At 65.2% G+C, this 23,458-nt stretch carries 27 protein-coding genes; 15 read left to right on the forward strand and 12 right to left on the reverse strand.

From position 1 onward, the window contains the following. The 5 genes from ACE3TQ_RS24745 to ACE3TQ_RS24765 all read left to right on the forward strand — a co-directional run. Positions 1 to 1,083, forward strand: a 1,083-nt coding sequence (locus ACE3TQ_RS24745) for a cbb3-type cytochrome c oxidase subunit I (protein WP_374586036.1), incomplete at its 5' end; no start/stop codon positions are given. Positions 1,084 to 1,128: 45 nt separating this feature from the next. After that, positions 1,129 to 1,239: a cytochrome oxidase small assembly protein gene (locus ACE3TQ_RS24750; protein WP_229502901.1), complete on the forward strand. Its 111-nt coding sequence runs from the start codon at positions 1,129 to 1,131 to the stop codon at positions 1,237 to 1,239. A gap of 12 nt (positions 1,240 to 1,251) precedes the next feature. Then, positions 1,252 to 1,788, forward strand: coding sequence for a cytochrome c oxidase assembly protein (locus tag ACE3TQ_RS24755; protein WP_374586038.1), 537 nt, complete (start codon positions 1,252 to 1,254; stop codon positions 1,786 to 1,788). After that, entirely contained in the window at positions 1,785 to 1,970 is a 186-nt protein-coding gene (locus ACE3TQ_RS24760) for a DUF2970 domain-containing protein (protein WP_371867360.1), read from the forward strand. Before ACE3TQ_RS24755 ends, ACE3TQ_RS24760 begins: the two co-directional genes overlap by 4 nt. Positions 1,971 to 1,998: 28 nt before the next feature. Continuing rightward, on the forward strand, positions 1,999 to 2,862 hold the full coding sequence (locus ACE3TQ_RS24765) for a cytochrome c oxidase subunit 3 (protein WP_374586040.1): 864 nt from the start codon (positions 1,999 to 2,001) through the stop codon (positions 2,860 to 2,862). A gap of 109 nt (positions 2,863 to 2,971) precedes the next feature. Here ACE3TQ_RS24765 and ACE3TQ_RS24770 read toward each other — a convergent pair whose 3' ends face one another. After that, positions 2,972 to 3,172, reverse strand: a complete 201-nt coding sequence (locus ACE3TQ_RS24770) for a DUF2909 domain-containing protein (protein ID WP_374586042.1) — start codon at positions 3,170 to 3,172, stop codon at positions 2,972 to 2,974. A 40-nt stretch (positions 3,173 to 3,212) separates the two neighbouring features. Here ACE3TQ_RS24770 and ACE3TQ_RS24775 point away from each other — a divergent pair, with 40 nt between their 5' ends. The 6 genes from ACE3TQ_RS24775 to ACE3TQ_RS24800 are packed head-to-tail and all read left to right on the forward strand — an operon-like array spanning position 3,213 to position 8,169. Continuing rightward, the gene (locus ACE3TQ_RS24775; RefSeq protein ID WP_374586044.1) at positions 3,213 to 3,944 is read left to right on the forward strand and encodes an SURF1 family protein; all 732 of its coding nucleotides are present in this window, start codon (positions 3,213 to 3,215) and stop codon (positions 3,942 to 3,944) included. 25 nt (positions 3,945 to 3,969) lie between these two features. Beyond that, complete coding sequence (locus ACE3TQ_RS24780; protein ID WP_374586082.1) at positions 3,970 to 4,521, forward strand: SCO family protein; 552 nt, start codon at positions 3,970 to 3,972, stop codon at positions 4,519 to 4,521. A gap of 10 nt (positions 4,522 to 4,531) precedes the next feature. Further along, a complete protein-coding gene (locus ACE3TQ_RS24785; protein ID WP_374586046.1) occupies positions 4,532 to 5,629 on the forward strand; it encodes a heme A synthase in 1,098 nt (365 codons plus the stop codon). A gap of 2 nt (positions 5,630 to 5,631) precedes the next feature. After that, positions 5,632 to 6,507, forward strand: coding sequence for a heme o synthase (gene cyoE / locus ACE3TQ_RS24790; RefSeq protein WP_374586048.1), 876 nt, complete (start codon positions 5,632 to 5,634; stop codon positions 6,505 to 6,507). Between the two features lie 2 nt (positions 6,508 to 6,509). Continuing rightward, positions 6,510 to 7,088 carry an SCO family protein gene (locus ACE3TQ_RS24795; protein WP_374586049.1) on the forward strand — a complete coding sequence of 193 codons (579 nt, stop codon included), beginning with the start codon at positions 6,510 to 6,512 and terminating at the stop codon, positions 7,086 to 7,088. Between the two features lie 37 nt (positions 7,089 to 7,125). Beyond that, the gene (locus ACE3TQ_RS24800; protein ID WP_374586051.1) at positions 7,126 to 8,169 is read left to right on the forward strand and encodes an AI-2E family transporter; all 1,044 of its coding nucleotides are present in this window, start codon (positions 7,126 to 7,128) and stop codon (positions 8,167 to 8,169) included. 5 nt (positions 8,170 to 8,174) lie between these two features. Here ACE3TQ_RS24800 and ACE3TQ_RS24805 read toward each other — a convergent pair whose 3' ends face one another. The 3 genes from ACE3TQ_RS24805 to nhaR are packed head-to-tail and all read right to left on the reverse strand — an operon-like array spanning position 8,175 to position 11,278. Then, a complete protein-coding gene (locus ACE3TQ_RS24805) occupies positions 8,175 to 8,975 on the reverse strand; it encodes a substrate-binding periplasmic protein (protein ID WP_374586053.1) in 801 nt (266 codons plus the stop codon). Between the two features lies 1 nt (position 8,976). Continuing rightward, a complete protein-coding gene (locus ACE3TQ_RS24810; protein ID WP_374586055.1) occupies positions 8,977 to 10,314 on the reverse strand; it encodes a hemolysin family protein in 1,338 nt (445 codons plus the stop codon). 34 nt (positions 10,315 to 10,348) lie between these two features. Beyond that, positions 10,349 to 11,278 carry a transcriptional activator NhaR gene (nhaR, locus tag ACE3TQ_RS24815; RefSeq protein ID WP_374586057.1) on the reverse strand — a complete coding sequence of 310 codons (930 nt, stop codon included), beginning with the start codon at positions 11,276 to 11,278 and terminating at the stop codon, positions 10,349 to 10,351. A 103-nt stretch (positions 11,279 to 11,381) separates the two neighbouring features. On the opposite strand from nhaR, the gene ACE3TQ_RS24820 reads away from it, so the two are divergent. Beyond that, complete coding sequence (locus ACE3TQ_RS24820) at positions 11,382 to 12,419, forward strand: DUF475 domain-containing protein (protein ID WP_161026462.1); 1,038 nt, start codon at positions 11,382 to 11,384, stop codon at positions 12,417 to 12,419. A gap of 6 nt (positions 12,420 to 12,425) precedes the next feature. Next, positions 12,426 to 13,124, forward strand: coding sequence for a TIGR00266 family protein (locus tag ACE3TQ_RS24825; RefSeq protein WP_374586059.1), 699 nt, complete (start codon positions 12,426 to 12,428; stop codon positions 13,122 to 13,124). A gap of 110 nt (positions 13,125 to 13,234) precedes the next feature. Here ACE3TQ_RS24825 and ACE3TQ_RS24830 read toward each other — a convergent pair whose 3' ends face one another. The 4 genes from ACE3TQ_RS24830 to ACE3TQ_RS24845 are packed head-to-tail and all read right to left on the reverse strand — an operon-like array spanning position 13,235 to position 17,706. Further along, positions 13,235 to 15,580: a lysostaphin resistance A-like protein gene (locus ACE3TQ_RS24830; protein WP_374586061.1), complete on the reverse strand. Its 2,346-nt coding sequence runs from the start codon at positions 15,578 to 15,580 to the stop codon at positions 13,235 to 13,237. Continuing rightward, on the reverse strand, positions 15,577 to 16,311 hold the full coding sequence (locus ACE3TQ_RS24835) for an ABC transporter ATP-binding protein (RefSeq protein WP_374586063.1): 735 nt from the start codon (positions 16,309 to 16,311) through the stop codon (positions 15,577 to 15,579). The genes ACE3TQ_RS24830 and ACE3TQ_RS24835 overlap by 4 nt, the downstream gene beginning before the upstream one ends. Continuing rightward, on the reverse strand, positions 16,308 to 16,979 hold the full coding sequence (gene lepB / locus ACE3TQ_RS24840; protein ID WP_374586065.1) for a signal peptidase I: 672 nt from the start codon (positions 16,977 to 16,979) through the stop codon (positions 16,308 to 16,310). The genes ACE3TQ_RS24835 and lepB overlap by 4 nt, the downstream gene beginning before the upstream one ends. A gap of 49 nt (positions 16,980 to 17,028) precedes the next feature. After that, a complete protein-coding gene (locus ACE3TQ_RS24845) occupies positions 17,029 to 17,706 on the reverse strand; it encodes an ArsR/SmtB family transcription factor (RefSeq protein ID WP_374586067.1) in 678 nt (225 codons plus the stop codon). A 53-nt stretch (positions 17,707 to 17,759) separates the two neighbouring features. Here ACE3TQ_RS24845 and ACE3TQ_RS24850 point away from each other — a divergent pair, with 53 nt between their 5' ends. Both ACE3TQ_RS24850 and ACE3TQ_RS24855 read left to right on the forward strand, forming a co-directional pair. Beyond that, positions 17,760 to 18,785 carry a cytochrome P450 gene (locus ACE3TQ_RS24850; protein ID WP_374586069.1) on the forward strand — a complete coding sequence of 342 codons (1,026 nt, stop codon included), beginning with the start codon at positions 17,760 to 17,762 and terminating at the stop codon, positions 18,783 to 18,785. Continuing rightward, positions 18,782 to 19,126, forward strand: coding sequence for an antibiotic biosynthesis monooxygenase (locus ACE3TQ_RS24855; RefSeq protein ID WP_374586072.1), 345 nt, complete (start codon positions 18,782 to 18,784; stop codon positions 19,124 to 19,126). Before ACE3TQ_RS24850 ends, ACE3TQ_RS24855 begins: the two co-directional genes overlap by 4 nt. Here ACE3TQ_RS24855 and ggt read toward each other — a convergent pair whose 3' ends face one another. The 4 genes from ggt to rpoH all read right to left on the reverse strand — a co-directional run bounded on the left by ggt (position 19,127) and on the right by rpoH (position 23,171). Beyond that, a complete protein-coding gene (ggt, locus tag ACE3TQ_RS24860; RefSeq protein WP_374586074.1) occupies positions 19,127 to 20,893 on the reverse strand; it encodes a gamma-glutamyltransferase in 1,767 nt (588 codons plus the stop codon). Positions 20,894 to 20,899: 6 nt separating this feature from the next. Then, positions 20,900 to 21,352 carry a hypothetical protein gene (locus ACE3TQ_RS24865; RefSeq protein WP_374586076.1) on the reverse strand — a complete coding sequence of 151 codons (453 nt, stop codon included), beginning with the start codon at positions 21,350 to 21,352 and terminating at the stop codon, positions 20,900 to 20,902. A gap of 158 nt (positions 21,353 to 21,510) precedes the next feature. After that, entirely contained in the window at positions 21,511 to 22,083 is a 573-nt protein-coding gene (locus ACE3TQ_RS24870) for a PEP-CTERM sorting domain-containing protein (protein ID WP_374586078.1), read from the reverse strand. 197 nt (positions 22,084 to 22,280) lie between these two features. Beyond that, a complete protein-coding gene (gene rpoH, locus ACE3TQ_RS24875) occupies positions 22,281 to 23,171 on the reverse strand; it encodes an RNA polymerase sigma factor RpoH (RefSeq protein WP_374586080.1) in 891 nt (296 codons plus the stop codon). Positions 23,172 to 23,458 lie beyond the last annotated feature (287 nt).

Genomic DNA, 23,458 nt, shown 5'->3' on the forward strand with positions numbered 1-23,458 from the left:
GGTGCCTCGTCCATCATGGGCTCGATCAACATCATCGTGACCATCCTGAACATGCGCGCGCCCGGCATGACGCTGATGAAGATGCCGATGTTCTGCTGGACCTGGCTGATCACCGCCTACCTGCTGATCGCCGTGATGCCGGTGCTGGCTGGCGCCATCACCATGACCCTGACCGACCGTCACTTCGGCACCTCCTTCTTCAACGCCGCCGGCGGCGGCGACCCGGTCATGTACCAGCACATCTTCTGGTTCTTCGGCCATCCGGAGGTGTACATCATGATCCTGCCGGCCTTCGGCATCGTGTCGCAGATCATCCCGGCCTTCTCGCGCAAGCAGCTGTTCGGCTACGCTTCGATGGTGTACGCCACCGCGTCCATCGCGATCCTGTCGTTCATCGTCTGGGCGCACCACATGTTCACCACCGGCATGCCGGTGACCTCGCAGCTGTTCTTCATGTACGCCACCATGCTGATCTCCGTGCCGACCGGCGTGAAGGTCTTCAACTGGATCGCGACCATGTGGAAAGGCTCGATGACCTTTGAAACCCCGATGCTGTTCTCGGTCGGCTTCATCTTCGTGTTCACCATGGGCGGCTTCACCGGCCTGATGCTGGCGGTGACCCCGGTCGACATCCAGCTGCAGGACACCTACTACGTGGTGGCGCACTTCCACTACGTGCTGGTGGCAGGCTCCCTGTTCGCGCTGTTCGCGGGCTTCTACTACTGGGCGCCGAAGTGGACCGGCCACATGGTCAACGAAACCATGGGCAAGCTGCACTTCTGGCTGTCGCTGATCACCTTCAACATCACCTTCTTCCCAATGCACTTCCTGGGCCTGGCCGGTATGCCGCGTCGCTACGCTGACTACCAGGCGCAGTTCACCGACTTCAACTCGATCGCCACCATCGGCGCCTTCGGTTTCGGTCTGTCCCAGGCATTCTTCCTGTTCGCCGTGGTCCTGCCGACCATCCGCGGCGGCAAGAAAGCGGAAGCCAAGCCATGGGAAGGTGCGGAAGGCCTGGAGTGGACCGTGCCGTCGCCGGCGCCGTTCCACACCTTCGAAACGCCGCCAACCGTCAAGTAAACCGTTTTTCGGGGGCGGCTGGCCCGCCCCCTTGGGAAGCAGCAAATGTCTGATCCGAAGAAGCCGAACAACATGCGCCTGGCCCTGATCCTGGGGTCGGTGGCACTGGTGTTCTTCGCGGCAGTGATCGCGAAACGCTGGATCCTCGGCGCTTAAGGGAGTCAATGCGTGAGCACCGGGGATTCCAACCGCAAGATGCTGGGCAAGCTGCTGGTGATTGCGGTGATGATGTTCGGATTCGGTTACGCGCTGATTCCGGTTTATAAGCACTTGTGCGAGGTGCTCGGCATTAATGTGCTGACACAGCGCGACGGCGATGCCGACCCGGCCAATACCCAGGTCGACAAGACCCGCAGCATTACCGTGGAGCTGGACAGCAACGTGCAGGGCACGCTGCGTTTCCGCCCCACCCAGAACAGCATTACCGTGCATCCGGGCGAAATGGTGACCGTGGTGTACGAGGTGGTGAATAGCTTGCCGCGCCTGGTGAAAGCCCAGGCCATCCCGAGCTATACCCCGCAAAGCGTCACGCCGCATTTCAGGAAAGTGGAGTGCTTCTGCTTCAAGGAGCAGACCCTGAAGGCGAACGAGGCGCGGCAAATGCCGGTGATGTTCTACATCGATCCGGCGGTGCCAAAGGATATCAAGGTAATGACGATGTCTTACACCTTCTTCGAAATCGGTGGGATGGATAAGAAATCGTGAAGTCGTTCCTGTATTCGATGAAAGCAGTGCTGTGGTCGTTTGTGGGCCTGCGCCGCAAAGGCGATTTTGACCAGGATGAGCAGAAGCTGAGCATCTTCCACGTCATCCTCGCCGCCTTGCTGGGCGCGGCCCTGTTTATCGGCCTGCTGGTATCGATCGTCAAACTGGTAGTTCCAAAGTAAAATTCGCAAGATAATTGGGGAGAACAAGATGAGCTCTAACAACGCCGCGGCACCGTACTACTTTGTGCCTGGTCCATCCAAGTGGCCGATGTTTGCAGGTATTTCCCTGCTGGTCACCATGATTGGCGCCTCCGCCTGGGTCAACGATGCCGCCTGGGGCATGGCGGTCTGCCTGGCCGGTATCGGCATGACCCTGGCCGTGCTGTACTTCTGGTTCGGCGACGCCATTTCCGAGTCGGAAAAAGGCCTGTACTCCAAGCGTATCGACGTGTCCTACCGCTGGTCGATGGGCTGGTTCATTTTCTCGGAAGTGATGTTCTTCGGCGCCTTCTTCGGTGCGCTGTACTATGCCCGTTCCATCACCTTCCCATGGCTGGCCGACCTGGACCACAAGCTGATCTGGCCGGACTTCAACGGCGCCTGGACCAATAGCGTTGGCCCGGCCGGCACCGTCGATTCCTACACCCCGATGGGCCCGTTCCCGATCCCGACCATCAACACCGCGCTGCTGCTGGCCTCGGGCATGACCCTGACCATCTCGCACCACGCGCTGCAGGCGGCCAACCGTTCCAAGGCCATCTTCTGGCTGGCGGCCACCGTGCTGCTGGGCGCCGTGTTCATGGGCTTCCAGGCCTACGAGTACATGCACGCGTACAGCGACCTGAACCTGAAGCTGACTTCCGGCATCTACGGTTCCACCTTCTTCATGCTGACCGGCTTCCACGGCTTCCACGTGACCATGGGCGCGATCATGCTGTCGGTGGTGCTGTACCGCCTGATCCGCGGCGACATGAGCGCCGAACACCACTTCGCCTTCGAAGGCGCGGCCTGGTACTGGCACTTCGTGGACGTGGTCTGGCTGGGCCTGTACATCGTCGTGTACTGGATGTAAGACGCAGGTATAATTTACCCGCGAAAAAAAGCCGCATCTGCACAGAGCGCGACCTGGGTCGCGTTCTGGCTGAGGCGGCTTTTTTGTATCTGGCGCGGACGCCGTGGATTCAGCGGATGCCGGTCGGCTTGATGTAGCCCAGCTTGGCCAGCACCAGGATGGTGACGAACAGGAAGATCGAGAAGCCCACGCGCAGCGCGAAGGCGCGCACCATCTTCGGGTTGGCCGATTTGCTGCGCATCATGCTGATGAAGGCCGAGGCCAGGCTGCCGATGATCAGCACGAAGGCGACGGCGACGAAGTATTTCATGGCAATTAAGTAGGAACTAAGGAAGATAAGGTCTCATTGTATGGCATTCCGCTTTCGGCTGATCCCCTTCCTGGCGACGCTGGTCCTGGTCGCCATCGGCATTGGCGCCGGGCGCTGGCAGGATGGCCGCGCGGCGCAGAAGCTGGCGCTGGAGGCGCGCCTGGCGGCCGGCAACGCGGCGCCGCCGCTGCTGCTGGGCGCGGCGCCCGTGGCGGCGGCCGAGGTCGAGTTCCGCCGCGTGCGCCTGGAGGGCGAGTGGGTGGCCGGCTGGCCGGTCTACCTCGACAACCGTCCGCACGGCGGGCGCCCGGGCTTCTACCTGCTGATGCCCTTGCGCCTGGCCGGCAGCGACATGCATGTGCTGGTGGCGCGCGGCTGGCTGCCGCGCGATATGGCCGACCGCAGCAAGCTGCCCCCGTATGCAACGCCGGCGGGACCGGTGCTGGTGGAAGGCATCGCGCGCCGCGCGCCGGGCCACGTCATGCAGCTGGGCGAGGCGCCCCGGCTGGCGCCGGGCGCCATCGTGCAGAATGCCGATGCGGCGGCGCTGGCGGCGGCAACCGGCTGGAAGTTCCAGCCCCTGGTGGTGGAGCAGGCGACGGCCGATGCCGCGGCGGGCGACACGCTGGTGCGCGACTGGCCGGCGCCGGCGCTGGGTGTGGACAAGCATAAGGGTTACGCCTTCCAGTGGTATGCGCTGGCGGCGATGGCAGTTCTTTTCTTTGTATTCACTGGGTTGAGAAAAAGTGCAAAACACGAATCAAGTCGATAACCAGCGCCGGCGCGGCCGCTGGAGCATGTTTGCGGTGCTGCTGGTGTGCGCGGCACCGATCATCGCCTCCTACATCACTTATCACTTCATCAAGCCGGAAGGGCGCACCAACTACGGCGACCTGCTCGACCCGCGCCAGTACCCGATCCCGGCCATGGCCAGCACCACGCTGGACGGCAAGCCGCAGAAGCTGGAAGACTTCAAGGGCAAGTGGATCATGGTCAAAGTGGGCGGCTCGGCCTGCGACCAGAAATGCCAGGACATGCTGTTCATGATGCGCCAGCTGCGCACCATGCAGGGCAAGGAGGCCGACCGCATCGAGCGCGTCTGGCTGATCACCGACAACGAGCCGCTGGAAACCTTCATGCTGCGCGTGAACGACGGCACCCGCTTCCTGCGCGCGCCGGCCGACGCGGTGGCCAAGTGGCTGCCGCTGGAGCAGGGCGGCAAGGTGGAGGAGCATATCTTCCTGATTGACCCGCTGGGCAACCTGATGATGCGCTTCCCGAAAGATGCCGATCCTTCCAAGGTAAAGAAGGACATCTACAAGCTGCTCAAGGCTTCGGCCATCGGCTAAGGCGGGCGCGATGGACCACAACTCCCTTGCCCATATGGCGATTACGGCGCTGCTGGTGGCGCTGCTGCCGCTGGCCATCGTCTGGACCTCGAAGGACATCAACAAATACCGCAAGCTGGTCTGGATCGGCGTCTTCATCGCCTTCGACCTGATCGCGTTCGGCGCTTTCACGCGCTTGACCGATTCCGGCCTGGGCTGCCCCGACTGGCCGGGCTGCTACGGCGAAGCCAATCCATTCATCGCGCACGAGCAGATCGTCGCGGCCGAAAAGCTGATGCCGACCGGTCCGGTGACCGTGGCCAAGGCATGGATCGAAATGATCCACCGCTACCTGGCCATGGTCATCGGCATCATGATCATGGCGATGGCGATCGTCGGCTGGTGGCGGCGCGACCGGCGCACGGCCTGGTACGCGACCTTCCTGCTGTTCTGGGTGTGCGTGGTGGGCGCCTTCGGCGCGCTGACGGTGACCATGAAGCTGCAGCCGATCATCGTGACCGGCCACCTGCTGCTGGCCATGTCGCTGTTCGCCCTGCTGGCCTGGTTCGGCGGGGCGCAGGATCAGGCCACCGCGCCCATGCTGCCGGACCTTATGAACCGCGACCGGCTGCGCCGCATCCGCCTGTGGAGCGTCGCCTCCGGCCTGGTGCTGGTGGTGCAGCTGGCGCTGGGGGCCTGGGTCAGCACCAATTACGCGACCCTGGCCTGCACCGAGTTCCCGAAATGCGCCGGCGTCTGGGTGCCGGAAATGGACTTCGAGCACGGCTTCCACCTGTGGCGCGAGCTGGGCAAGACGGCGGCCGGCCATTACCTGCCGTTTTCCGCCCTGACCGCGATCCATTGGGTGCACCGCAACTTCGCCCTGGTGGTGGTGCTGGTGCTCGGCCTGACCGCCTGGCAGGCGTGGCGCATCAACGGCTTGCGCAAGCATGCGCGCTGGATCGCCGCGGTGCTGGCGCTGCAGGTGTTTACCGGCCTGGCGACCATCTATTTCAACTTCCCGCTGGCCATCGCGGTGGTCCACAACGCGGGGGCGGCGGCCCTGGTGCTGTTGCTGACCATGATAAACTACCGGGCTAAGTACCTCGCTGCTCCCGCATACCAATAACAATGAAATCTTCCACCTCCCGCATGGCCCAGTATTGGGCGCTGACCAAGCCGCGCGTGACGCAGCTGGCCGTGTTCTGCGCCGTGATCGGCATGTTCCTGGCGACCGACGGCATGCCCGACTGGCGCGTGGTGATCGCGGCCACGGCCGGCATCTGGCTGCTGTCCGGCGCGGCGTTCGCCGTCAACTGCCTGGCCGAGCGCGAAATCGACGCGCGCATGGCGCGCACCGCGCGCCGCCCGATGGCGATGGGCGACATCACGGTGCCGCAGACCGTGGTGTTCTCGCTGGTGATCGGCGGCGCCGGCATGTGGATCCTGCACGAGCTGGTGAACCCGCTGACCGCCTGGCTGACCCTGGTGACCTTCGTCGGCTACGCCGTGATCTACACCATGATCCTGAAGCCGGCCACGCCGCAGAACATCGTGATCGGCGGCCTGTCCGGCGCCATGCCGCCGGCCCTGGGCTGGGCCGCCGTCGCCAACGACGTGCCGATGCAGGCCTGGCTGCTGGTGCTGATCATCTTCGTCTGGACCCCGCCGCATTTCTGGGCCCTGGCCATGTACCGCAAGGCCGACTACGAGCGCTCCGGCCTGCCGATGCTGCCGGTGACGCACGGCATGGGCTTCACCGCCTTCCACATCTGGCTGTACTCGATCATCCTGGCCGCCACCACCTTGCTGCCGTTCGCGGTGAAGATGAGCGGCCTGATATACCTGGCCAGCGCGGTGGTGCTGAATGCGGTGTTCCTGTATTACGGCTGGCGCATCTACAAGCACTACAGCGATATCGTGGCGCGCAAGGCCTTCACCTGGTCCATCATCTACCTGTCGCTGCTGTTCGCGGCGCTGCTGGTCGACCACTACTTCAAGTTCTGACCATGAAAAAACTGTTTGCGGCACTGTGCATGCTGGCGGCCCTGGCGGGCTGCGGCGACAAGCAGCTCAAATTCGAAAATACCGACCTGACCGGCCTTGGCTACGGCAAGGGCTTTGCGCTGAACGACCATAACGGCAAGCCGGTCACGCTCGACACCTACAAGGGCAAGGTGGTGGTGCTGTTCTTCGGCTTTACGCACTGCCCGGACGTGTGCCCGACCACCATGGCCGAAATGTCGGCGGTGATGAAGGAGCTGGGCCCGGACGCGGACAAGGTGCAGGTGCTGTTCGCCACCCTCGACCCCGAACGCGACACGAAGAAACTGCTGGCGCAATATGTGCCGGGCTTCGACCCGCGCTTCGTCGGCCTGTACGGCACGCTGGAGCAGACCGCCGCCACCGCCAAGGAGTTCAAGGTGTTCTACCAGAAGGTGCCGGGCAAGGCCGAGGGCAGCTACGTCATCGACCATACGGCCGGCAGCTACGTGTTCGACAAGAACGGCAAGATCCGCCTGTTCCTGCGCCACGGCGGCGGCACCGCGCCCATCGTGCATGACCTGAAACTGTTGCTGGCTGCTTAAGGTCACCCTAAGCTGAAATTTTGTTAAGCTGTGGGGCATGGAAAAACGATTTCAGCCCTATAGCCGCCTGGCAGCCATTGTCTTCCTCGTCATTGGCTGCCTGTACGTCCTGCGCCCCTTCCTGGCCGGCATCCTGTTCGCCGCCGCCATTGCCATCTCCTCCTGGCCGCTGTACCAGCGCCTGCTGTCCCGCCTGAACGACCGCCACACGCTGGCGGCGGCCGTCATGACGGCGTCGCTGATCATGGTGATCCTGCTGCCGCTGTCGCTGGTGACCTGGAATATTGCCGACAGCGTGACCCACTTCTACCACGGCGCGCGCGATGCGCTCGACTCCGGCCATGCCGAGCCGCCGGCCTGGCTGCGCCAGCTGCCGCTGGTGGGCGAGGCGGCCGACGCCTACCTGCGCCAGATCCTGAGCAGCAAGGAGGAGCTGGTGGGCGTGGCCAAGCGCTATATGGAACCAGCGCGCAATATCCTGCTGAACAGCGGCATCGTACTGGGCGCCGGCGTGGCCCAGGTCAGCCTGGCCGCCTTCGTCGCCTTTTTCCTGTACCGCGACGGCCACAATATCGTCGCCGCGCTGGAAACCGGGATGGACAAGATCATGGGCGAGCACGCGGTGGAAGTGGCGGAAACCGTCAGCCGCACGGTCACCGGCGTCATGTACGGCATGCTGGGCACGGCGCTGGCGCAGGCCGGGGTGGCCGCGATCGGCTTCCTGATTGCCGGCGTGCCGGCGGTGGCGCTGCTGTCGGTGGCCACCTTCATCTTCTCGCTGGTGCCGGTGGGACCGCCGCTGATCTGGGGCGGCGCCGCCATCTGGCTGTTCTCGCAAGGTCAGACCGGCTGGGGCATCTTCATGCTGGTCTACGGCATGGTGATCATCAGCGGCGTCGATAACGTGGTCAAGCCAATGCTGATTTCGCGCGGCTCCAGCCTGCCGTTCGCGCTGGTGCTGCTGGGGGTGATGGGCGGCGTGCTGGCCTTCGGCTTCGTCGGCCTGTTCATCGGCCCGACCCTGCTGGCGGTGGCCCTGGGCCTGCTCAGGAACTGGACCAAGGTAAAGCCGGTCGCGTAGCCAGGCTAGCGCGCCAGCATGGCCTGCGCCCGCTCCGGGCTGACATGGCGTTCCATGATGGCTTTGAGGGTGCCGTCGTCGCGCATGGCGCGCAGTGCCTGCTCCAGTTTGCCGGTGTGCGTTTCGGCGACCAGGCGCGAGACCACCATGGCGCCAATCACGTTTTCGCGCGGTACCAGGTCCAGCACGCGGAAACGCCCGGCCAGCGCTTTGTCGCGCTGCAGGACGTCGATATTGCTGCTTAACTGCAGGATGGCCTGTACCCGGCCGTGCTGGAACAGGCGCACCAGCGTGGCGTAGTCGGGCGCTTCGAACACGCGGCCCTGCTGGCGCAGGCGCTCCAGCCAGCTGTCGTAGCTGGCGCCATGCTTGAAGCCTTTGATCACGGCCACCTTGAGCTCGGGCTGGGCGGCGATCTGTTCCAGGGTGGTGGCGCTGCGCGCCGCCTCATTGCGCAGCAGGAGCATATTGCGCGCCTGCAGGTAGGGTGTGAAGCGGGCGAAGGTTTCGCGCTCCGCTGTGGGGATGCCGGACATGGTCATGTCCAGCGTGCCTTCCTTCAGCATGGTCCAGATGCGGATGCGCGAATCGCGCGTCATGCGCAGCTCGCAGCCGGTGCGGCGCGCCAGCTCGTCGACGATATCCTTGTCGATGCCGGCCCACTGCTCGCCCTGGCGGTAGTACAGGGCACCGTGCTCGTACATGGCCACGGTCAGCGGGCCGCAGCCGGCGGCCGTGGCGTGGCCGGCGCCCGCCAGGCAGGCGAGGACGGCGGCAAGGGCGGCGGGGGCGCGGCGCAGCGGCATATCAGTCCTGTTCGTCCGATTCCGGCGGCAGGTTGCGCGGGATGACCTTGACCAGCAGGATGCGCGGGCCGTTCATCTTCTTCACCACCAGGTCGAAGGCGTCGAACTCGACGCGCTGGCCCTGTTTCGGGATGTCGCCCAGCTTCAGCATGATCAGGCCGCCCACCGATTCCACTTCTTCCAGGCCCATTTCTTCATTCTCGATGTCGACGCCCAGCGTACGTTCGAGCGAGAAGATGGGCAGGCTGGCCTTGCCGACCAGGGAACCGTCGGGCTGCTTCAGCCAGTCGTTCTCGTTGAGGCGGAACTCGTCGTGGATCTCGCCGACCATCGCGCCCAGCAGGTTGTCCAGGGTCAGGAAGCCGACCGGGCGCTTGCCCTTCTCGCCGATCAGGGCGAAGTGCGGCGCGCCGTCCTTGAAGCGGCGGAACAGTTCCAGCGCCGGGGTGCGGGCCGAGATGGTTTCCACCGGGCGCAGGAAGCTGGACAGGTTCTTGATGTCCTTGCGCGACTGCAGCGCAAAGAACAGGTCTTTCAGGTGCACCACGCCCAGCACGGTGTCGCCTTCCTCGTCGAAGTAGGGATAGCGGCTGAAACGGTTGCGCACCACGGTGTCGAGGTTGTCGTCGATCGAGCGGTCGGCGTGCAGCGCGATCACTTCATTGATCGGGCGCATCAGGTCGGCCACGCGCAGCTGCGAGAAGTCGAGCGAGTTGGCCAGCACGTTGCGTTCATCCTTGTTGAAGGCTTCGCCCGGCTGGCTGGTGCGCAGGATCAGCTTCAGCTCCTCGGTCGAGTAGTGCGACTCGTGGCCGCCCGCTTCGCCCAGGCCGGCCAGGCGCAGCACCCAGTTGGCGCTCTGGTTCAGCAGCCAGATGGCGGGGTACATGGCCCAGTAAAAGGCGTACAGTGGAATGGCGCACCACAGTGCGGCCGCTTCCGGGATGCGGATGGCGAGCGACTTCGGCGCCAGCTCGCCGACCACGATGTGCAGGAAGGAAATGGTGACGAAGGCGAACACGAAGGAAATGCCGTGCACGATTTCCGGCGACGTGATGCCGATGAGTGTCAGGAGCGGTTCCAGCAGGCCGGCAAAGGCCGGTTCGCCGACCCAGCCCAGGCCGAGCGAGGCAAGCGTGATGCCCAGTTGGCAGGCGGACAGGTAGGCGTCGAGGTGGCCGTGGACCTTGGCCAGGATGCGGCCGCGCAGGCCCTGGGTCTTGGCGATGGCGCGCACGCGGGTGCGGCGCAGGGTGACGATGCTGAATTCTGCGGCGACGTAAAAGCCGTTCAGTGCTACGAGGAAGAGTGCGAAAATGACCAGTAAAAGGTTGTCCATATGCGCCCTAAGGCGGGTAGTCGAAACCTCTATCTTATCCGACGCGGCCTGCCTTCCGCAGATTTTTGGAGATTTCCTTCGGGAAATCCCGCAGCATCAGCTCCACCATCGGGTGGCTGATGCGGCGCTCGCTGGAGATGGCGTAGAACTGTTCGCGCAGTTCCGGCGCCGGCCCGACCGGCAGGGCGCCGAACTGCTCGAGCATGTCGGCGGCCAGCGCGGCCGGGGCGAAAAACATGCCCATGCCGCTGCGGCCGAAGGTGTTGAGCATGGCGCTGTCCTCGAATTCGCCCACCACGTCGGGCCGCACGCCGTGCTCCAGCAGCCAGGCGTCGATGCGCTCGCGCAGGGCTGTATTGCGCGTCGGCAGCAGCAGCGGCGCGCCATGCAGGCTGGCCGGGAAGCCCTTGCCATACTGGCGCGCCAGGGCGCGCACGCCGAACAGCTGCATCTCGCTTTCGCCCAGCAGGTGGCTGAACACGCGCAGCGAGGCGCCGGCGCGCACCGGGCGGTCGGTCAGCACCACGTCCAGCTTGTGCAGGGCCAGTTCGGCCAGCAGGAAATCGAACTCGCCCTCGGTGCACACCAGGCGCACCGGCGTATCGGGCGGCAGCGCCGCCTGCAGGTAGTGCGCCGCAATCAGCTTGGGCATGGAATCGGAGATGCCGACCGCCAGGCGCACCTTGCCGGCGTCGACTTCCTGCAGCGCCTCCTGCATGCGGTCGCCCAGCTGGAAGATCTGCTCGGCGTAGGTGAGGGCGACGCGCCCGGCCTCGGTCGGCACCAGGCGGCGCCCCTGCTGGGTCAGCAGGGACTTGCCGACCTGCTGCTCGAGCGCCGCCAGCTGGGTGCTGACGGTCTGGATGGCCAGGCCCAGGCGCTCGGCGGCGCGCGTCACGCTGCCCTCGGCAGCCACCATGCGGAAGAAATAGAGGTGGCGGAAATTCAGGCCGGTGGTTTTCATGGTTCGGTTTTTTCGAAGTAATGCTTCGATTATCTTCTATTTTTAAAACATCGTGCTAGCCTTAAACTGGCAGGATTATTCGACTATAAAAAGGGGAAAACCTATGAAGCACTTCAGAATATCGTTCCTGGTCTCCTTCATCTGCCTGGCCGTCGCCGGCTGGTGGGGCTACCAGCATACCGGCTGGAGCGGCATGTTTGCCGCCTTGTGGATCGCCTTCATCCTGAGCGTGATGGAAGTATCGCTCTCGTTCGACAATGCCGTGGTCAACGCCTCCGTCCTGAAAACCTGGGACGAGTTCTGGCAAAAGCTGTTCCTCGGCGTCGGCATCATCATCGCGGTGTTCGGCATGCGCCTGGTGTTCCCGCTGGTGATCGTGGCGGTGGCCGCCGACCTCAGCATCCCGGACGTGTGGACGCTGGCGATCAACGACCCGAAACAGTTCTCGACCCACCTGACCAACCACCACGCGGAGGTGGCGGCGTTCGGCGGCATGTTCCTGCTGATGGTGTTCCTGAACTTCATCTTTGACCATGAGAAGCAGATGCACTGGCTGGGCAATGTCGAGCGCAAGCTGGGCGCGCTGGGCAAGGTGTCCTCGATTGCGATCATGATTTCCATGGGCGTGCTGCTGGGCGCACTGGGCATCGTCGACGAGTCGCAGAAGTTCATCGTGCTGGTAGCCGGCATGTGGGGCCTGCTGATCTACGTCGGCGTCGATGCGCTGTCGACCTGGCTGGAGAAGGAAGAAGAAGGCGGCGTGAATGCCGGCGAAATGGTCAAGCGCGGCGGTATCGGCGGCTTCCTCTACCTGGAGGTGCTGGATGCATCGTTCTCCTTCGACGGCGTGATCGGCGCGTTCGCCATCACCAGCGACGTCGTGATCATCATGCTGGGCCTGGCGATCGGCGCGATGTTCGTGCGCTCGATGACCGTCTACCTGGTGCACAAGGGCACGCTGGAAGAATACGTCTACCTGGAGCACGGTGCGCACTACGCGATCGGCATCCTGGCCGTGATTATGCTGGCGAGCATGAAGTTCCATATTCCGGAAGTGATTACCGGCCTGATTGGTGTGGCATTCATCGTGGCCTCGCTGTGGTCCTCGATCCGCCACAAGAAACTTGAACTGAAAGCCTGAGGAAACATGACGACATTTACCGTAACCGGGGATATCGACCCCTTCCTGCAAGTCTCGATGCAACGCGGCGAGCGCATCTTCTGCGAGTCGAACGCGATGGTGATGATGGATGCCACGCTCGAACTGAAAGGCAAGATGCGCGGCGGCCTGGGCGGCGCGCTGATGCGCTCCCTGGCTAACGGCGAATCCTTCTTCCAGCAAAACATCGAAGCGACCGGCGGTGACGGCACCTGCCTGCTGTCGCCCAACCTGCCGGGCGCCATGCGCGTGCTGGAAGTGGGCGCGCAGCAGTACATGATCAGCGACGGCGCATTTGTCGCCGCCAGCAGCGGCGTCGACCTGAAAGTGCGCACGCAGAACGTCGGCAATGCGCTGTTCGGCCAGAGCGGCGGCTTTTTCGTCACCGAATCCGCCGGCCAGGGCCAGCTGGTGGTGTCCGGTTTTGGCGCCCTGCATGAAGTGCAGGTGGAGCCGGGCAGGGAAGTCGTGATCGACAATGCCCACGTCGTGGCCTGGGATAGCGCGCTGCGCTACGACTTGGCCGTAGCGACCCGCTCCAGCGGCGGCCTGCTGGGCAACCTGGTCAACTCGGTGACCAGCGGCGAAGGCATGGTGCTGCGCTTCTCCGGCCGCGGCAAAGTGCTGATCTGCTCGCGCAACCGCGAAGCTTTCGTGGCCTGGATGATGTCGCGCCAGACCAGCTGAAACGATTTACCTCCGTTTAACGCCCCCATGGCGTTCTTCCTTGCGGTGGTCCTGGCAACAGGCCACCGCTTTTTTTATGTCCATACCTGGGGGCAGGCCCCGCCATGCGGCTACTGCAGGAGCAGCATGCCGCCGTTGTACAGGGCGTGCGCCAGCATCGGCGCCAGCAGCGATTTGCTGCGCTCCGCCGCGTAGGCGGTGCACAGGCCGAGCACAAACACGGGCAGCATGGCGAGCGGCGGGTGGATGACGGCGAACAGGGCGGCGCTGGCCGCCATGGACGCCGCCAGCGGCAGCGAGCGGCGCAGGCCGCCGAACACCTGGCCGCGGAAAATGAATTCTTCGAACACCGGCGCGGCCAGCACCGCCAGTGGCGCCAGCCAGGCCAGGGCAACCGGCGGCGGCGCGGCGGGCGCCAGGCTGGCGTGGCGCAGGAAGGCCAGCCAGAGCGCCCCGGCGGCCAGCGCCGGCAAGGCCATGGCCACGCCCCACGCCAGCACGCTGCGCCAGGCGCCGCGCCACGCACCTTGCCACAAGCGCGGCACGCCGCTGGCGCCGCTGCGCCAGTAGAGCAGGCGCGCCAGCCCGTACACCAGGGCGCCGGCGGCGGCGAAGGCGAAGGTCACCGTCTGCAGCGAGAGCGGCTTGCCGGCCAGGTGCAGGGCGCCGGCCAGCAGCAGCTGCAGCAGGAAGAACAGGATGGCGGCCATGATGCCGTCCGATGCCGACACGCGCGGCGGCGGCGCGGCGCTGGGGTCCAGCAGGTAGGGCAGGCTATCCTTTGCGCGCTGCCATAGCGACAGCGCCAGGGCGCTCAACAGCACGATGGTGGCCAGCCGCACATGCCATTCGCGGCTGTTCAGCGCGTAGGTGTAGAGCGAGGACAGCAGCAGGTAGGCGTAGGCGAAGGTGGGACGCACGCGCGCATGCATGTCTTGCGCCAGCGGGTCGCAGGCCCACACGCCCAGTGCCACCGCGATGGTGGCGAAGAGCGGTATGCCGGCCACGACCAGCACGAACTGCGCCAGCAGCGCACCATCCGCCGGTACGCCGAACCACAGCCCCATGCCGAACACCGCCAGTGGATAGAGCAGGGCCAGCACCGACCAGAGCTGCGCCTTCTCGGCCAGCATGGCGCCGATGCTGCGCGGGTAGGTGTACAGCATCCATAAGGCGTGTCCCTCGGTGTTGATGGTCTGGAAGGCGGACAGCATCAGCACATACGCGCCCAGGCCGAAGGCGACCGAAGACAGCAGGGCCGGATTGGTGAGGAACTCGCCCATGTCCTGCACCTGGCCGTTCAGCACCAGCTGGCTGCCGAAAATGATCAGGGGGATCAGCAGGCTTTGCACCAGGAAGTTGCGGTCGCGGCCGAGCAGGCGCAGCTCGCGCCGTTGCAGCGGCGTGCCGATGGCGAGGCGCATGGCGTTTGAGCCGGGGCGCGCGGCGCTGCGGCTGGCGTCGCGGCCAGCTTCGCGCGAGCCGCTGGCCACCACGCCGTTGGCCAGCAATGCTTGCAGCAGGCGCAGGCCGAACCAGAGCAGCAGCGCCGTTTGCGCCGCCAGCAGCGCGCCCAAGCCCAGCGCCTGCCAGGCATTGCGTGCATTCAGTGCCTGCATGGCCAGGCCGGGCGGGGTCCACAAGGGCCAGGCCGGGAATTGCGCGGCCCAGTCCAGGGTCAGGGTGGCGGTCGGCATCGCCAGCGACATGGCCAGGTACATCAGCGGCATGCTGGCCACCGAGGCGACGGCCTGCAGGTTGCGCAGCTGGGACGGCGCCAGGCGCAGGCGCAGCCCGGTGTCGGCGACCGTGCGCAGGGTGGCGGCGCAGGCCAGCAGCGGCAAGGTGCAGGCTGCGCCCAGCAGCGGCGCGCTCCAGCGGTAGCCGGAATGCCAGGCCACCGCCGTGCACATCGGCCACAGCGCGAGGATGCCGGTGGGATTGGCCAGCGTACGTTCGGCAATGCGCGCCAGCAGCAGCGTGCTGCGCTGCATGGGCAGCGTGACCAGCCATTCCAGGTCCCAGTCCGGCTGTGCCAGTTCCTTGCTCCCCAGTGGCAGCAGGAAGGCGATGGCGAACAGAAGGCTGGCCTGCATCACCACCGCCTGCATCAGCACCGGCTGGAAGGGCGCCGCCTGCAATTCCTTGCGCGCCACGCGCATGCCGGCCAGCGGCGCCGAGCCGTGCGTGCTGGCCGCGCACTGGCTGCCGGTCGGCAGGCGGCACTGCATGTTCAGCAGCGCCGTGCTGGCGGTGTTCAGGAAGGCGAGCAGCATGAAGACGGACAGCAGCGCGGCCACGATCCAGCGCGCGCTTTTCTTGGCGGGCGTGGCCTGGCGGCTGGCGCCGGACCGCCCCTTGCGCAGGCGCAGGCCGTTGGCAATGTTCAGCAGGCGCAGCAAGCGCAGTCGGGCCAGCAGCCAGAATGCACGGGGTGCGCTGGGCAGCTCCATCATGCCGCCAGGCTGTCTTCGTCCGTGAATTTGAGGAACAGCTCTTCCAGCGTGCTGTTGTCGCTGCTGGCGCCGCGCAATTCCTCCAGCGTGCCGGTGGCGACCAGGGCGCCACGGTTGATGATGCCGACGCGCTTGCACATGCGCTGCGCCATGTCGAGCAGGTGGGTGGAAACGAAGATGGTCTTGCCGGCGGCGGCGCTGGCGACCAGGCGGTCCTGCACTTCGCGCGCGGCGCGCGGATCGAGGCCGTTGATCGGCTCATCGAGGATCAGCACGGCCGGGTCGTGCACCAGGGCGCACGCCAGGCCAAGCTTCTTCTTCATGCCCATTGAGTAGTTGACGGCGAATTCCTCGGCCACGTCCTGCAGCGCGAATTCCTGCAGCAGCTGCGCCGCGCGCTCGACGGCGTCGCGGCGCGCCATGCCGTGCATCTCCGCCACGAACTGCAGGATTTCGCGCCCGCGCAGGAAGTCGTAGAAGATGGGATTGTCGGGCAGGTAGCCAACGTGGCGTTTGACCTGCGCGGCATCGGCCTGGCAATCAAGGCCATCGACCAGCACGCGGCCGGCGCTCGGCACCAGGATGCCCATCATCATGCGGATGGTGGTGGTCTTGCCGGCGCCGTTCGGTCCAAGGAAGCCAAACACTTCGCCGCGCCGCACGCTCAGCGTCAGCGGCTGCACGGCGGGAAAATCGCCGTAGTGCTTGGCCAGTCCCTGGAATTCGATCATGGCCGCAGGCTCTTGCCGATGCGGTCGGTGCGCGGCATCCAGTTGCTGGTGATGTCGGCCGAGACCAGGATGCGTTCGGCGCGCCCGATCAGCAGTTCGCGCGGCACGAAACCGATGAAGCGCGAGTCGCGGCTGTTGTTGCGGTTATCGCCCAGCATCAGGTACTGCCCCTGCGGTACGGTGACCGGCCCGAAGTCGCGCTTGGCCGCCACTTGCGGCAAGACCTGGATGCTGTAGCTGGCGCTGGCATTGTGTTCGCGCAGCTGCAGCGCCTGCAGGTCGCCGACCTGCTCGATGTGCTCGACGGCGTCGCCCAGCACGGCGTATCCGGCTTCCTTGCCATTGATGACCAGGCGTTCGTCGCGGATTTCGACGCGGTCGCCGGGTAGGGCGGCCACGCGCTTGATCAGGCGCGTGCGGTCCTGCGGCGAGAAGAAGGTGACGACGTCGCCGCGCTGCGGCTCGCCCAGGCGGCTGACCGAGATATCGGTCAGCGGCACTTTCAGGTCATAGGCGACGCGGTTGACGAACACCACGTCCCCTTCCAGCAGGTTGGGGTGCATGGAGGCCGAGGGGATCGGGTTCCAGTCGGCGATGGCGCTGCGGAACACGCCGAGCGTCAGCAGGAAGACGATGAAGCCCTTGTTCTCGCGGATGAATTTTTTCACGACTGGAGTCTCCGGTAGGTTCAGGAAACGTCATCATCTTAGCAAAATCTTAAGCGCCGCTTAGCCCAAAGGCGGCCAGCATCTGGCGCTGGCCCCGGGGCGGCAGCTGCAGCGCGCGGCTGTCCAGGTCCTGCTCGACCCAGCCGCGTTGCAGCGCCAGTTGCAGCAGTGCCGCACCGAGCGCGCCGCCCAGGTGCGGCTTGCGTTCGCTCCAGTCCAGGCAGGGACAGGCAAAGCGGCGGCGCAGCTTGCGCAGGGCGGGCAGGTCCAGCCCGAGCTGGGCGAACTGCTGCTCGCCTTGTGCGCTGAGCTCATAGCCGTCGGCGGCATCGGCCAGCCAGCCCTGCGTTGCGAAATGGTCGTGCAGCCTGACCGCCACGCTGCCGGCCATATGATCGTAGCAGGTGCGCGCGTGGCGCAGGCGGTCGGGCGTGCTGGGCTTGAAGGCGGCGCGTGGCGTGCCGGCAACGACCAGCAGCGCCTCCAGCGCCGCGGCCACTTCCTGGCTGGCGAGCTGGTAGTAGCGGTGTTTGCCTTGCGCCAGCTGCACCAGCAGCTGTTCCTCCTTCAGGCGCGCCAGGTGGGCGCTGGCGGTGGACGGGCTGACTTCGGCCACGACCGACAGTTCGGTGGCGGTGCGCGCGTGGCCGTCGAGCAGGCAGCACAGCATGCGGGCGCGCGCGGGCTCGGCGATGGCGCCGGCGATGCTGGCCAGTTTGGAATCCATAGTTCGTTTGCGGGCGAATTGTGTGTGTCGGTTTTTCAGGATACTGCAATTTCTTGAACGATGCCGAAGGATTCGATATGCAGGAACTGGAATGGGATGCCGGGCGCGGCGTGTGGCTGGCCGCCGGCGCGGCGCTGGTGGAGCAGGTGCTGGAGCATCCCGGCTTGCGCGTGCGCCCGCCGGCCGAAGCGGTGCCGCTGGCGCTGGCAGGCGGCAGCGCGGGCGAAGTGTTCGGCGCGCTGGTGCGCATGAACGACGGCGAGCGCCATGCGGCGCCCCGGCTGGCCCTGCAGCGTGCGCTCGCCGCTTTCGCGCAGCCTGCCGCCCCGCCTGCTTCCGCCAGCATGGCGCAGCAGCGGGCGCGCCTGGTGGCGGGCCGCCTGCTGGCGCAAGGCTGCAGCTACCGGGCCTGGACTTTTGACGCGCCGGTCAGCACCGTGGCCAGCCTGCTCGGCTTCGCCGATGCGCAACTGCCGGCTGTGGCGCGCTGGATGGGCGATTTCGTGGCCTGCCTGTCCCCGCTCAGCAGCGCGGCGCAGATCGCGGCGGCGCATGCCGCCAGCCTGCGCCTGCTGGCCGCCATGCGCGCACTGCTGCAGGCGGCGCCGGCCGGGTCGCTGGCTGCCGCCGTGGCGCAGGAAGCGCAGGCGGCGGGCTGGCGCAACGACCACGCCATCCTCGCCAACCTGGTCGGCCTGCTGTCGCAAACCTACGAAGCCACGGCCGGCCTGCTCGGCAACTGCCTGGTCGCGCTGCAGCAGGGCGCTGACCGTGTCGACGCCGCGCAGCTGGTGGCGCAGGTGATGCGCAGCGACCCGCCTATCGTCAATACGCGCCGCTTCGCCGCCGAACGCTGCACCGTGGGCGGCGTGACAGTGGAAGCGGGGCAGGCGATACTGGTCATGCTGGGCGCGGCCCAGCGCGGCTTCGGCCATGGCCGGCATGCCTGTCCCGGCCAGCAGTTGGCGCGGCAGCTGGCCGCCGGCTGCATCGAAGCGCTGGGCAGCGCGCCGCTGCCGCAGCTGACATGGACCTACCGCGCCTCGCTGAACGCGCGCCTGCCGGAGTTTGAGCAATGATTGCCGTGATATTCGAAGTGACGCCCGCCGAAGGCTGCAAGGAAGCCTACCTGGATATTGCCGCCAGCCTGCGTCCGCTGCTGCAGCAGGTGGACGGCTTCCTCAGCATCGAGCGCTTCCAGAGCCTGAGCAACCCGGGCAAACTGCTGTCGCTGTCGTTCTTCCGCGACGAGCAGGCGGTGCTGCAATGGCGCCAGCTCGAAGCGCACCGCGCCGCCCAGCAAGCCGGGCGCGAACGCCTGTTTGCCGACTACCGGCTGCGCATCGCCAGCGTGGTGCGCGACTACGGCCTGCACGAACGCGCCGAAGCGCCCGCCGACAGCCGCGCGCGCCACGGCTGATCAGTGCCCGCGTTTTTGCACCAGGGCGCTGCCCACGCCATGGCGCTTGCCCTCGCTGACGGCGGTCACCGTGCCGTCCGGATTGAAGACGATGGCGTTGGCCGCGCCGATTTCCTCCGCTTTGGCCTCCCAGCGCTGGCCGAAGCTTTCCAGTGCTTTGGCCTGCGCGCTGCCGGCAAAGCCCGGCTCGATGGCGGTGGCCAGGCCGTTGCGCTCGGAGATGCGCGGCGCATCGAGCGCCTGCGGCATCGGCATGCCGAAGTCGATGTGGTTGACGATGGTTTGCAGCACGGTGGTGATGATGGTGCTGCCGCCCGGGCTGCCGATGGTGAAGGCCGGCTTGCCGTTGCGGAAGGCGATGGTGGGCGACATGCTGCTGCGCGGCCGTTTGCCCGCCTCCGGCACGTTCGGATGCGGACCCGTGAAATCGAAGTCCGTCATCTCATTGTTCAGGATGAAGCCATAGCCCGGCACCGTGATGCCGCTGCCGCCCCACGATTCGATGGTGAAGGTGTAGGCCACGATATTGCCCTCCTTGTCCGACACCGCCAGGTGGGTGGTATGCGCGCTTTCCGACAGCAGGCGCGCCTTGCCGGCGCTGGCCGGACGCAGGGGCACGCTCGGGTCCTGCTGGTAGGGATAGGGATCGCCCGCCTCGGCATGGTGGTGGGCGCGGGTCGGGTCGATCAGCTCGCGCCGGCGCGCCGCGTACTCCTTGCTCAGCAGGCCCGCCACCGGCGCATCCACATATTCGGGGTCGGCCAGGTAGGCATTGCGGTCGGCGAAGGCCAGGCGCGCCGCCTCCATATACAGGTGTTCCGCCTTGGCGCGCGGCATGGAGGCCAGGTCGAAGCCCTCCAGGATATTCAGCGCCTGTGCGATCGCCACGCCGCCGCTGCTTGGCAGCGGCATGCCCACCAGCTCATAGCCGCGGTAGGTGCTGCGCACCGGCTGGCGCCAGCGCGCCTCGTAGTTGGCCAGGTCGGCCAGGGACATCTTGCCGGCGCGCGCCGTGGCGCCGGCGGCAACCGGCGGCTGGTTGACGGTATCGACGATCGCCTGCGCCAGCTTGCCCGAATAGAAGGCTTTTACGCCGCCTTTGGCGAGCAGGCGGTAGGTCCGGGCCAGGTCTGGATTGCGCAGCAGCGTGCCTGCCGGCAGCGGCTTGCCATCCTTCATATACTGGGCGGCGGTAGCCGGAAACAAGGCGAACTTCTTCTCGTTCTCTTTCACCAGCGCGACAAAGTTGTCGTTGATGCGGAAGCCGTCCTGCGCCACCTTGATGGCGGGCGCCAGCACCTGCCTGAACGACATGGTGCCGTAGCGGTCCAGCGCATCGTGCCAGCCGCGCACCGTGCCCGGTACGCCGACCGCCATGCCGCTGGCGATCGCCGTGTCCTCATCGAGTGGCTTGCCTTCGGGCGCAAAGGCGGTGGTCTGGAACGCGGCCGGCGCCACTTCGCGATGGTCGAGGGTGATCACCCGCTTTTCGCGCGCCAGGTAGATCACCATGAAACCGCCGCCGCCAATGCCGCAGCTGAAAGGATCGGTCACGCCCAGCGCCGCCGCCGCCGCCACGGCCGCATCAACCGCATTGCCGCCCTTGTTCAGGATCGCCAGCGCCGCCTGCGAGGCCGGCTCGCTGATGGTGGCAACCGCGCCGCCGGTGCCGCTGGCGACCGGTGTCCTGGCCCAGGCCGGGACGCTGCAAGCCAGCGCAATGATGATGGTGGAAGTCAGGCGTCGGGGCAGGGCGGTTGGCGTCATGGGCGGCTAGCTGGGTTGCGATATGGACACCCGCAAGCTTACCCGATAATCCGGTGCCGTTGCCTTGAGGGCCGGCGGCTCGGCCGGCTGCACCCCTTCCAGGGTAAAGGTCAGGCCGTTGCGCGTGACCGATTTGCTGGCGCCCGGCATATCGTCAGCCAGCAGGAAGCTGGTGCTGCCCTGCTGGCCGGTCAGCACGAAGTTGTAGCTGATATAGCCGGCCCAGACACACACCGCGCCCTGCTTGCAGCGGCTGTCGTTCACGCGTTCCAGCTTGAGGGTGACGGCGGGCGCCAGCGTAACGGTTTCCCCCTGGGCCAGCACATAGCTGGCGCTGGTGCGCGGTGGCGGACGGTGGCTGGCTTGTGTGTCGTCGATGGCATTGCGGCTGGAACCGCAAGCGGCGGCAATGGCGAGGACCAGGCCCGCCATGCCAAGGCAGATCAGTCTTGGGTGCATGATGTTCTCCTCTGGCCTGAGGACAGCTTAGCAAATCGTCACGTATCGCGTTGCACTGTTGAGTCCATTCAACTGTTGAGTTCACTCAGCTGTAAAAATTCCCGACAATAAAAAAAGCGCCCCGCAGGGCGCCAGTTTTTGTTATTGCTTTTAGCAACTTATTTGATACGGCGGCGTACCATGCCCAGACCCAGCAGGCCGAGGCCCAGCAAGCCCAGGGAGGCTGGCTCCGGCAACTCCAGCGGCGGCAGCGGCGGATCCTGCGGGTTGGTCGGGATATCGTTGGCGCTGCGTGCCAGCAGGTCGATATCGGTATTGGCCGCGTTGTCGTGCACGTTGTAGGCCATCAGGGTGAACAGGTAGTCGGTGCCGGCATCCAGGGTGATGTCGTCGTAGTAGGACACCATGCCCGGGGCGCCGACGTCGGTCTGCTGCAGGCCGTTGATGAACAGCTTGAATTCGAAATTCTGCACGTTGCCGTTGTTGGGCGGCGCCAGGCCGAAATCAAAGGTGGTGGTGCTGGCGACGGCGACGTGCAGCTGGGCCATCTTTTCCAGCTCGGCCCAGACCCACATGCCCGGTCCGGGAGGATCCCATTTGATGTCGATATGCGAACCCACCGTGATCATGAAAGGATTGGCTGCGGTCTCGCCCGGTTTCGGCGGCGGGGCAGCGAACACGGAACCCACAGTCAGTACGCAAGCGGCGGTCACAAAGAGCTTTTTCAACATGGAAACCTCCTTTGGATTTTGACCAATATCCATGCATCAAACGTGCCTGCCGGGCTGCCACTAATTTAATCAATGACTTAGCATCAGCAAGCCATGACTTGCCAGATTGAATGTAAAAATTCTCGACATTAACTAACGATGAGAAAAGAAAAAGCGCCGTTCCTTGCGGTAACGGCGCTTGGCGGGGAGGGGCTGGATCAGATATAGGCGGCCAGCGAAGCTTTCATTTTCTTCAACGCCGCTGCCTCGATCTGGCGGATACGCTCGGCCGACACGCCGAACTCTTCCGCCAGCGCGTGCAGGGTGGCGCCGGAACCATCGTCATTGGCCAGCCAGCGCGCTTCCACGATGCGGCGCGAGCGCGCGTCGAGCTTGGACAGGGCGCTTTCCAGGCCTTCGGACTGCAGGCGCACCACCTGTTCCGCTTCCAGCACCTTGGTCGGCTCCATATTGTCGGAGGACAGGTAGGCGATCGGCGAGAACTTGTCGTCTTCGTCGTCGGACGGTGCTTCCAGCGCGATGTCGCGGCCGCTCAGGCGGGTTTCCATCTCGATCACGTCTTCGCGCTTCACATCCAGCGTACGGGCCAGCTCATCGATCTGCGCAGGCGACATGGCATCCAGGCCCTGTTTATGGCTGCGCAGGTTGAAGAACAGCTTGCGCTGTGCCTTGGTAGTGGCCACCTTGACCAGGCGCCAGTTCTTCAGGATGTACTCATGGATTTCCGCCTTGATCCAGTGCATGGCGTAGGACACCAGGCGCACGCCCTGGTCCGGGTCGAAGCGCTTGACTGCCTTCATCAGGCCGATATTGCCTTCCTGGATCAGGTCGCCGTGTGGCAGGCCATAGCCCAGGTAGCCGCGCGCGATCGACACCACCAGGCGCAGGTGGGAAGTGACCAGCTTTTCAGCGGCTTTGATATCGTTCTTTTCCTTCAGGCGATTGCCCAGCTCCACCTCTTCCTCATGCGACAGCATGGGCAGGCGGTTCACGGCCGAGATATAAGCGTCCAGGTTGCCCAGGCTCCCGCTGAAGCCAAGGGTCAGCGCGTTGCTGCCGGCAGGTACCAGTGCGTTTGTTGCGGTCATCTTATTTATCCTCGCTCGAAGGGAATACTTTTCAGAGTTACCAGCATGCACGATTGAGCTTAAATGATTCTTAACCTGAATCGTGCTGTTCATTAAACAAGCTGAACATATATTAGCACTCTCCTTCGGTGAGTGCCAATCGCTGAAAAACTATGACCGTGATAGCTTTTGAGCTAGATCAATACCAGCGTAAAACGGACGGGGAGGCGGCTCCGTGCGGATACGCACGAAGTTCGGGGTCAGGTCTGACAATCGGACATTTATTGCACGCAGTGCAATAAATGTCC

It is taken from the genome of Pseudoduganella sp. (genome assembly GCF_041914865.1).
Taxonomy (GTDB): Bacteria; Pseudomonadota; Gammaproteobacteria; order Burkholderiales; family Burkholderiaceae_D; genus Rugamonas.

Bases quoted from the DNA above. Each gene is read 5' to 3' on its own strand.
- ACE3TQ_RS24750 (WP_229502901.1), top strand. From the start codon at position 1,129: ATGTCTGATCCGAAGAAGCCGAACAACATGCGCCTGGCCCTGATCCTG.
- ACE3TQ_RS24765 (WP_374586040.1), top strand. From the start codon at position 1,999: ATGAGCTCTAACAACGCCGCGGCACCGTACTACTTTGTGCCTGGTCCA.
- ACE3TQ_RS24770 (WP_374586042.1), bottom strand. From the start codon at position 3,172: ATGAAATACTTCGTCGCCGTCGCCTTCGTGCTGATCATCGGCAGCCTG.
- ACE3TQ_RS24775 (WP_374586044.1), top strand. From the start codon at position 3,213: ATGGCATTCCGCTTTCGGCTGATCCCCTTCCTGGCGACGCTGGTCCTG.
- ACE3TQ_RS24780 (WP_374586082.1), top strand. From the start codon at position 3,970: ATGTTTGCGGTGCTGCTGGTGTGCGCGGCACCGATCATCGCCTCCTAC.
- ACE3TQ_RS24785 (WP_374586046.1), top strand. From the start codon at position 4,532: ATGGACCACAACTCCCTTGCCCATATGGCGATTACGGCGCTGCTGGTG.
- cyoE (WP_374586048.1), top strand. From the start codon at position 5,632: ATGAAATCTTCCACCTCCCGCATGGCCCAGTATTGGGCGCTGACCAAG.
- ACE3TQ_RS24795 (WP_374586049.1), top strand. From the start codon at position 6,510: ATGAAAAAACTGTTTGCGGCACTGTGCATGCTGGCGGCCCTGGCGGGC.
- ACE3TQ_RS24800 (WP_374586051.1), top strand. From the start codon at position 7,126: ATGGAAAAACGATTTCAGCCCTATAGCCGCCTGGCAGCCATTGTCTTC.
- ACE3TQ_RS24805 (WP_374586053.1), bottom strand. From the start codon at position 8,975: ATGCCGCTGCGCCGCGCCCCCGCCGCCCTTGCCGCCGTCCTCGCCTGC.
- ACE3TQ_RS24810 (WP_374586055.1), bottom strand. From the start codon at position 10,314: ATGGACAACCTTTTACTGGTCATTTTCGCACTCTTCCTCGTAGCACTG.
- nhaR (WP_374586057.1), bottom strand. From the start codon at position 11,278: ATGAAAACCACCGGCCTGAATTTCCGCCACCTCTATTTCTTCCGCATG.
- ACE3TQ_RS24820 (WP_161026462.1), top strand. From the start codon at position 11,382: ATGAAGCACTTCAGAATATCGTTCCTGGTCTCCTTCATCTGCCTGGCC.
- ACE3TQ_RS24825 (WP_374586059.1), top strand. From the start codon at position 12,426: ATGACGACATTTACCGTAACCGGGGATATCGACCCCTTCCTGCAAGTC.
- ACE3TQ_RS24830 (WP_374586061.1), bottom strand. From the start codon at position 15,580: ATGATGGAGCTGCCCAGCGCACCCCGTGCATTCTGGCTGCTGGCCCGA.
- ACE3TQ_RS24835 (WP_374586063.1), bottom strand. From the start codon at position 16,311: ATGATCGAATTCCAGGGACTGGCCAAGCACTACGGCGATTTTCCCGCC.
- ACE3TQ_RS24845 (WP_374586067.1), bottom strand. From the start codon at position 17,706: ATGGATTCCAAACTGGCCAGCATCGCCGGCGCCATCGCCGAGCCCGCG.
- ACE3TQ_RS24855 (WP_374586072.1), top strand. From the start codon at position 18,782: ATGATTGCCGTGATATTCGAAGTGACGCCCGCCGAAGGCTGCAAGGAA.
- ggt (WP_374586074.1), bottom strand. From the start codon at position 20,893: ATGACGCCAACCGCCCTGCCCCGACGCCTGACTTCCACCATCATCATT.
- ACE3TQ_RS24865 (WP_374586076.1), bottom strand. From the start codon at position 21,352: ATGCACCCAAGACTGATCTGCCTTGGCATGGCGGGCCTGGTCCTCGCC.
- ACE3TQ_RS24870 (WP_374586078.1), bottom strand. From the start codon at position 22,083: ATGTTGAAAAAGCTCTTTGTGACCGCCGCTTGCGTACTGACTGTGGGT.
- rpoH (WP_374586080.1), bottom strand. From the start codon at position 23,171: ATGACCGCAACAAACGCACTGGTACCTGCCGGCAGCAACGCGCTGACC.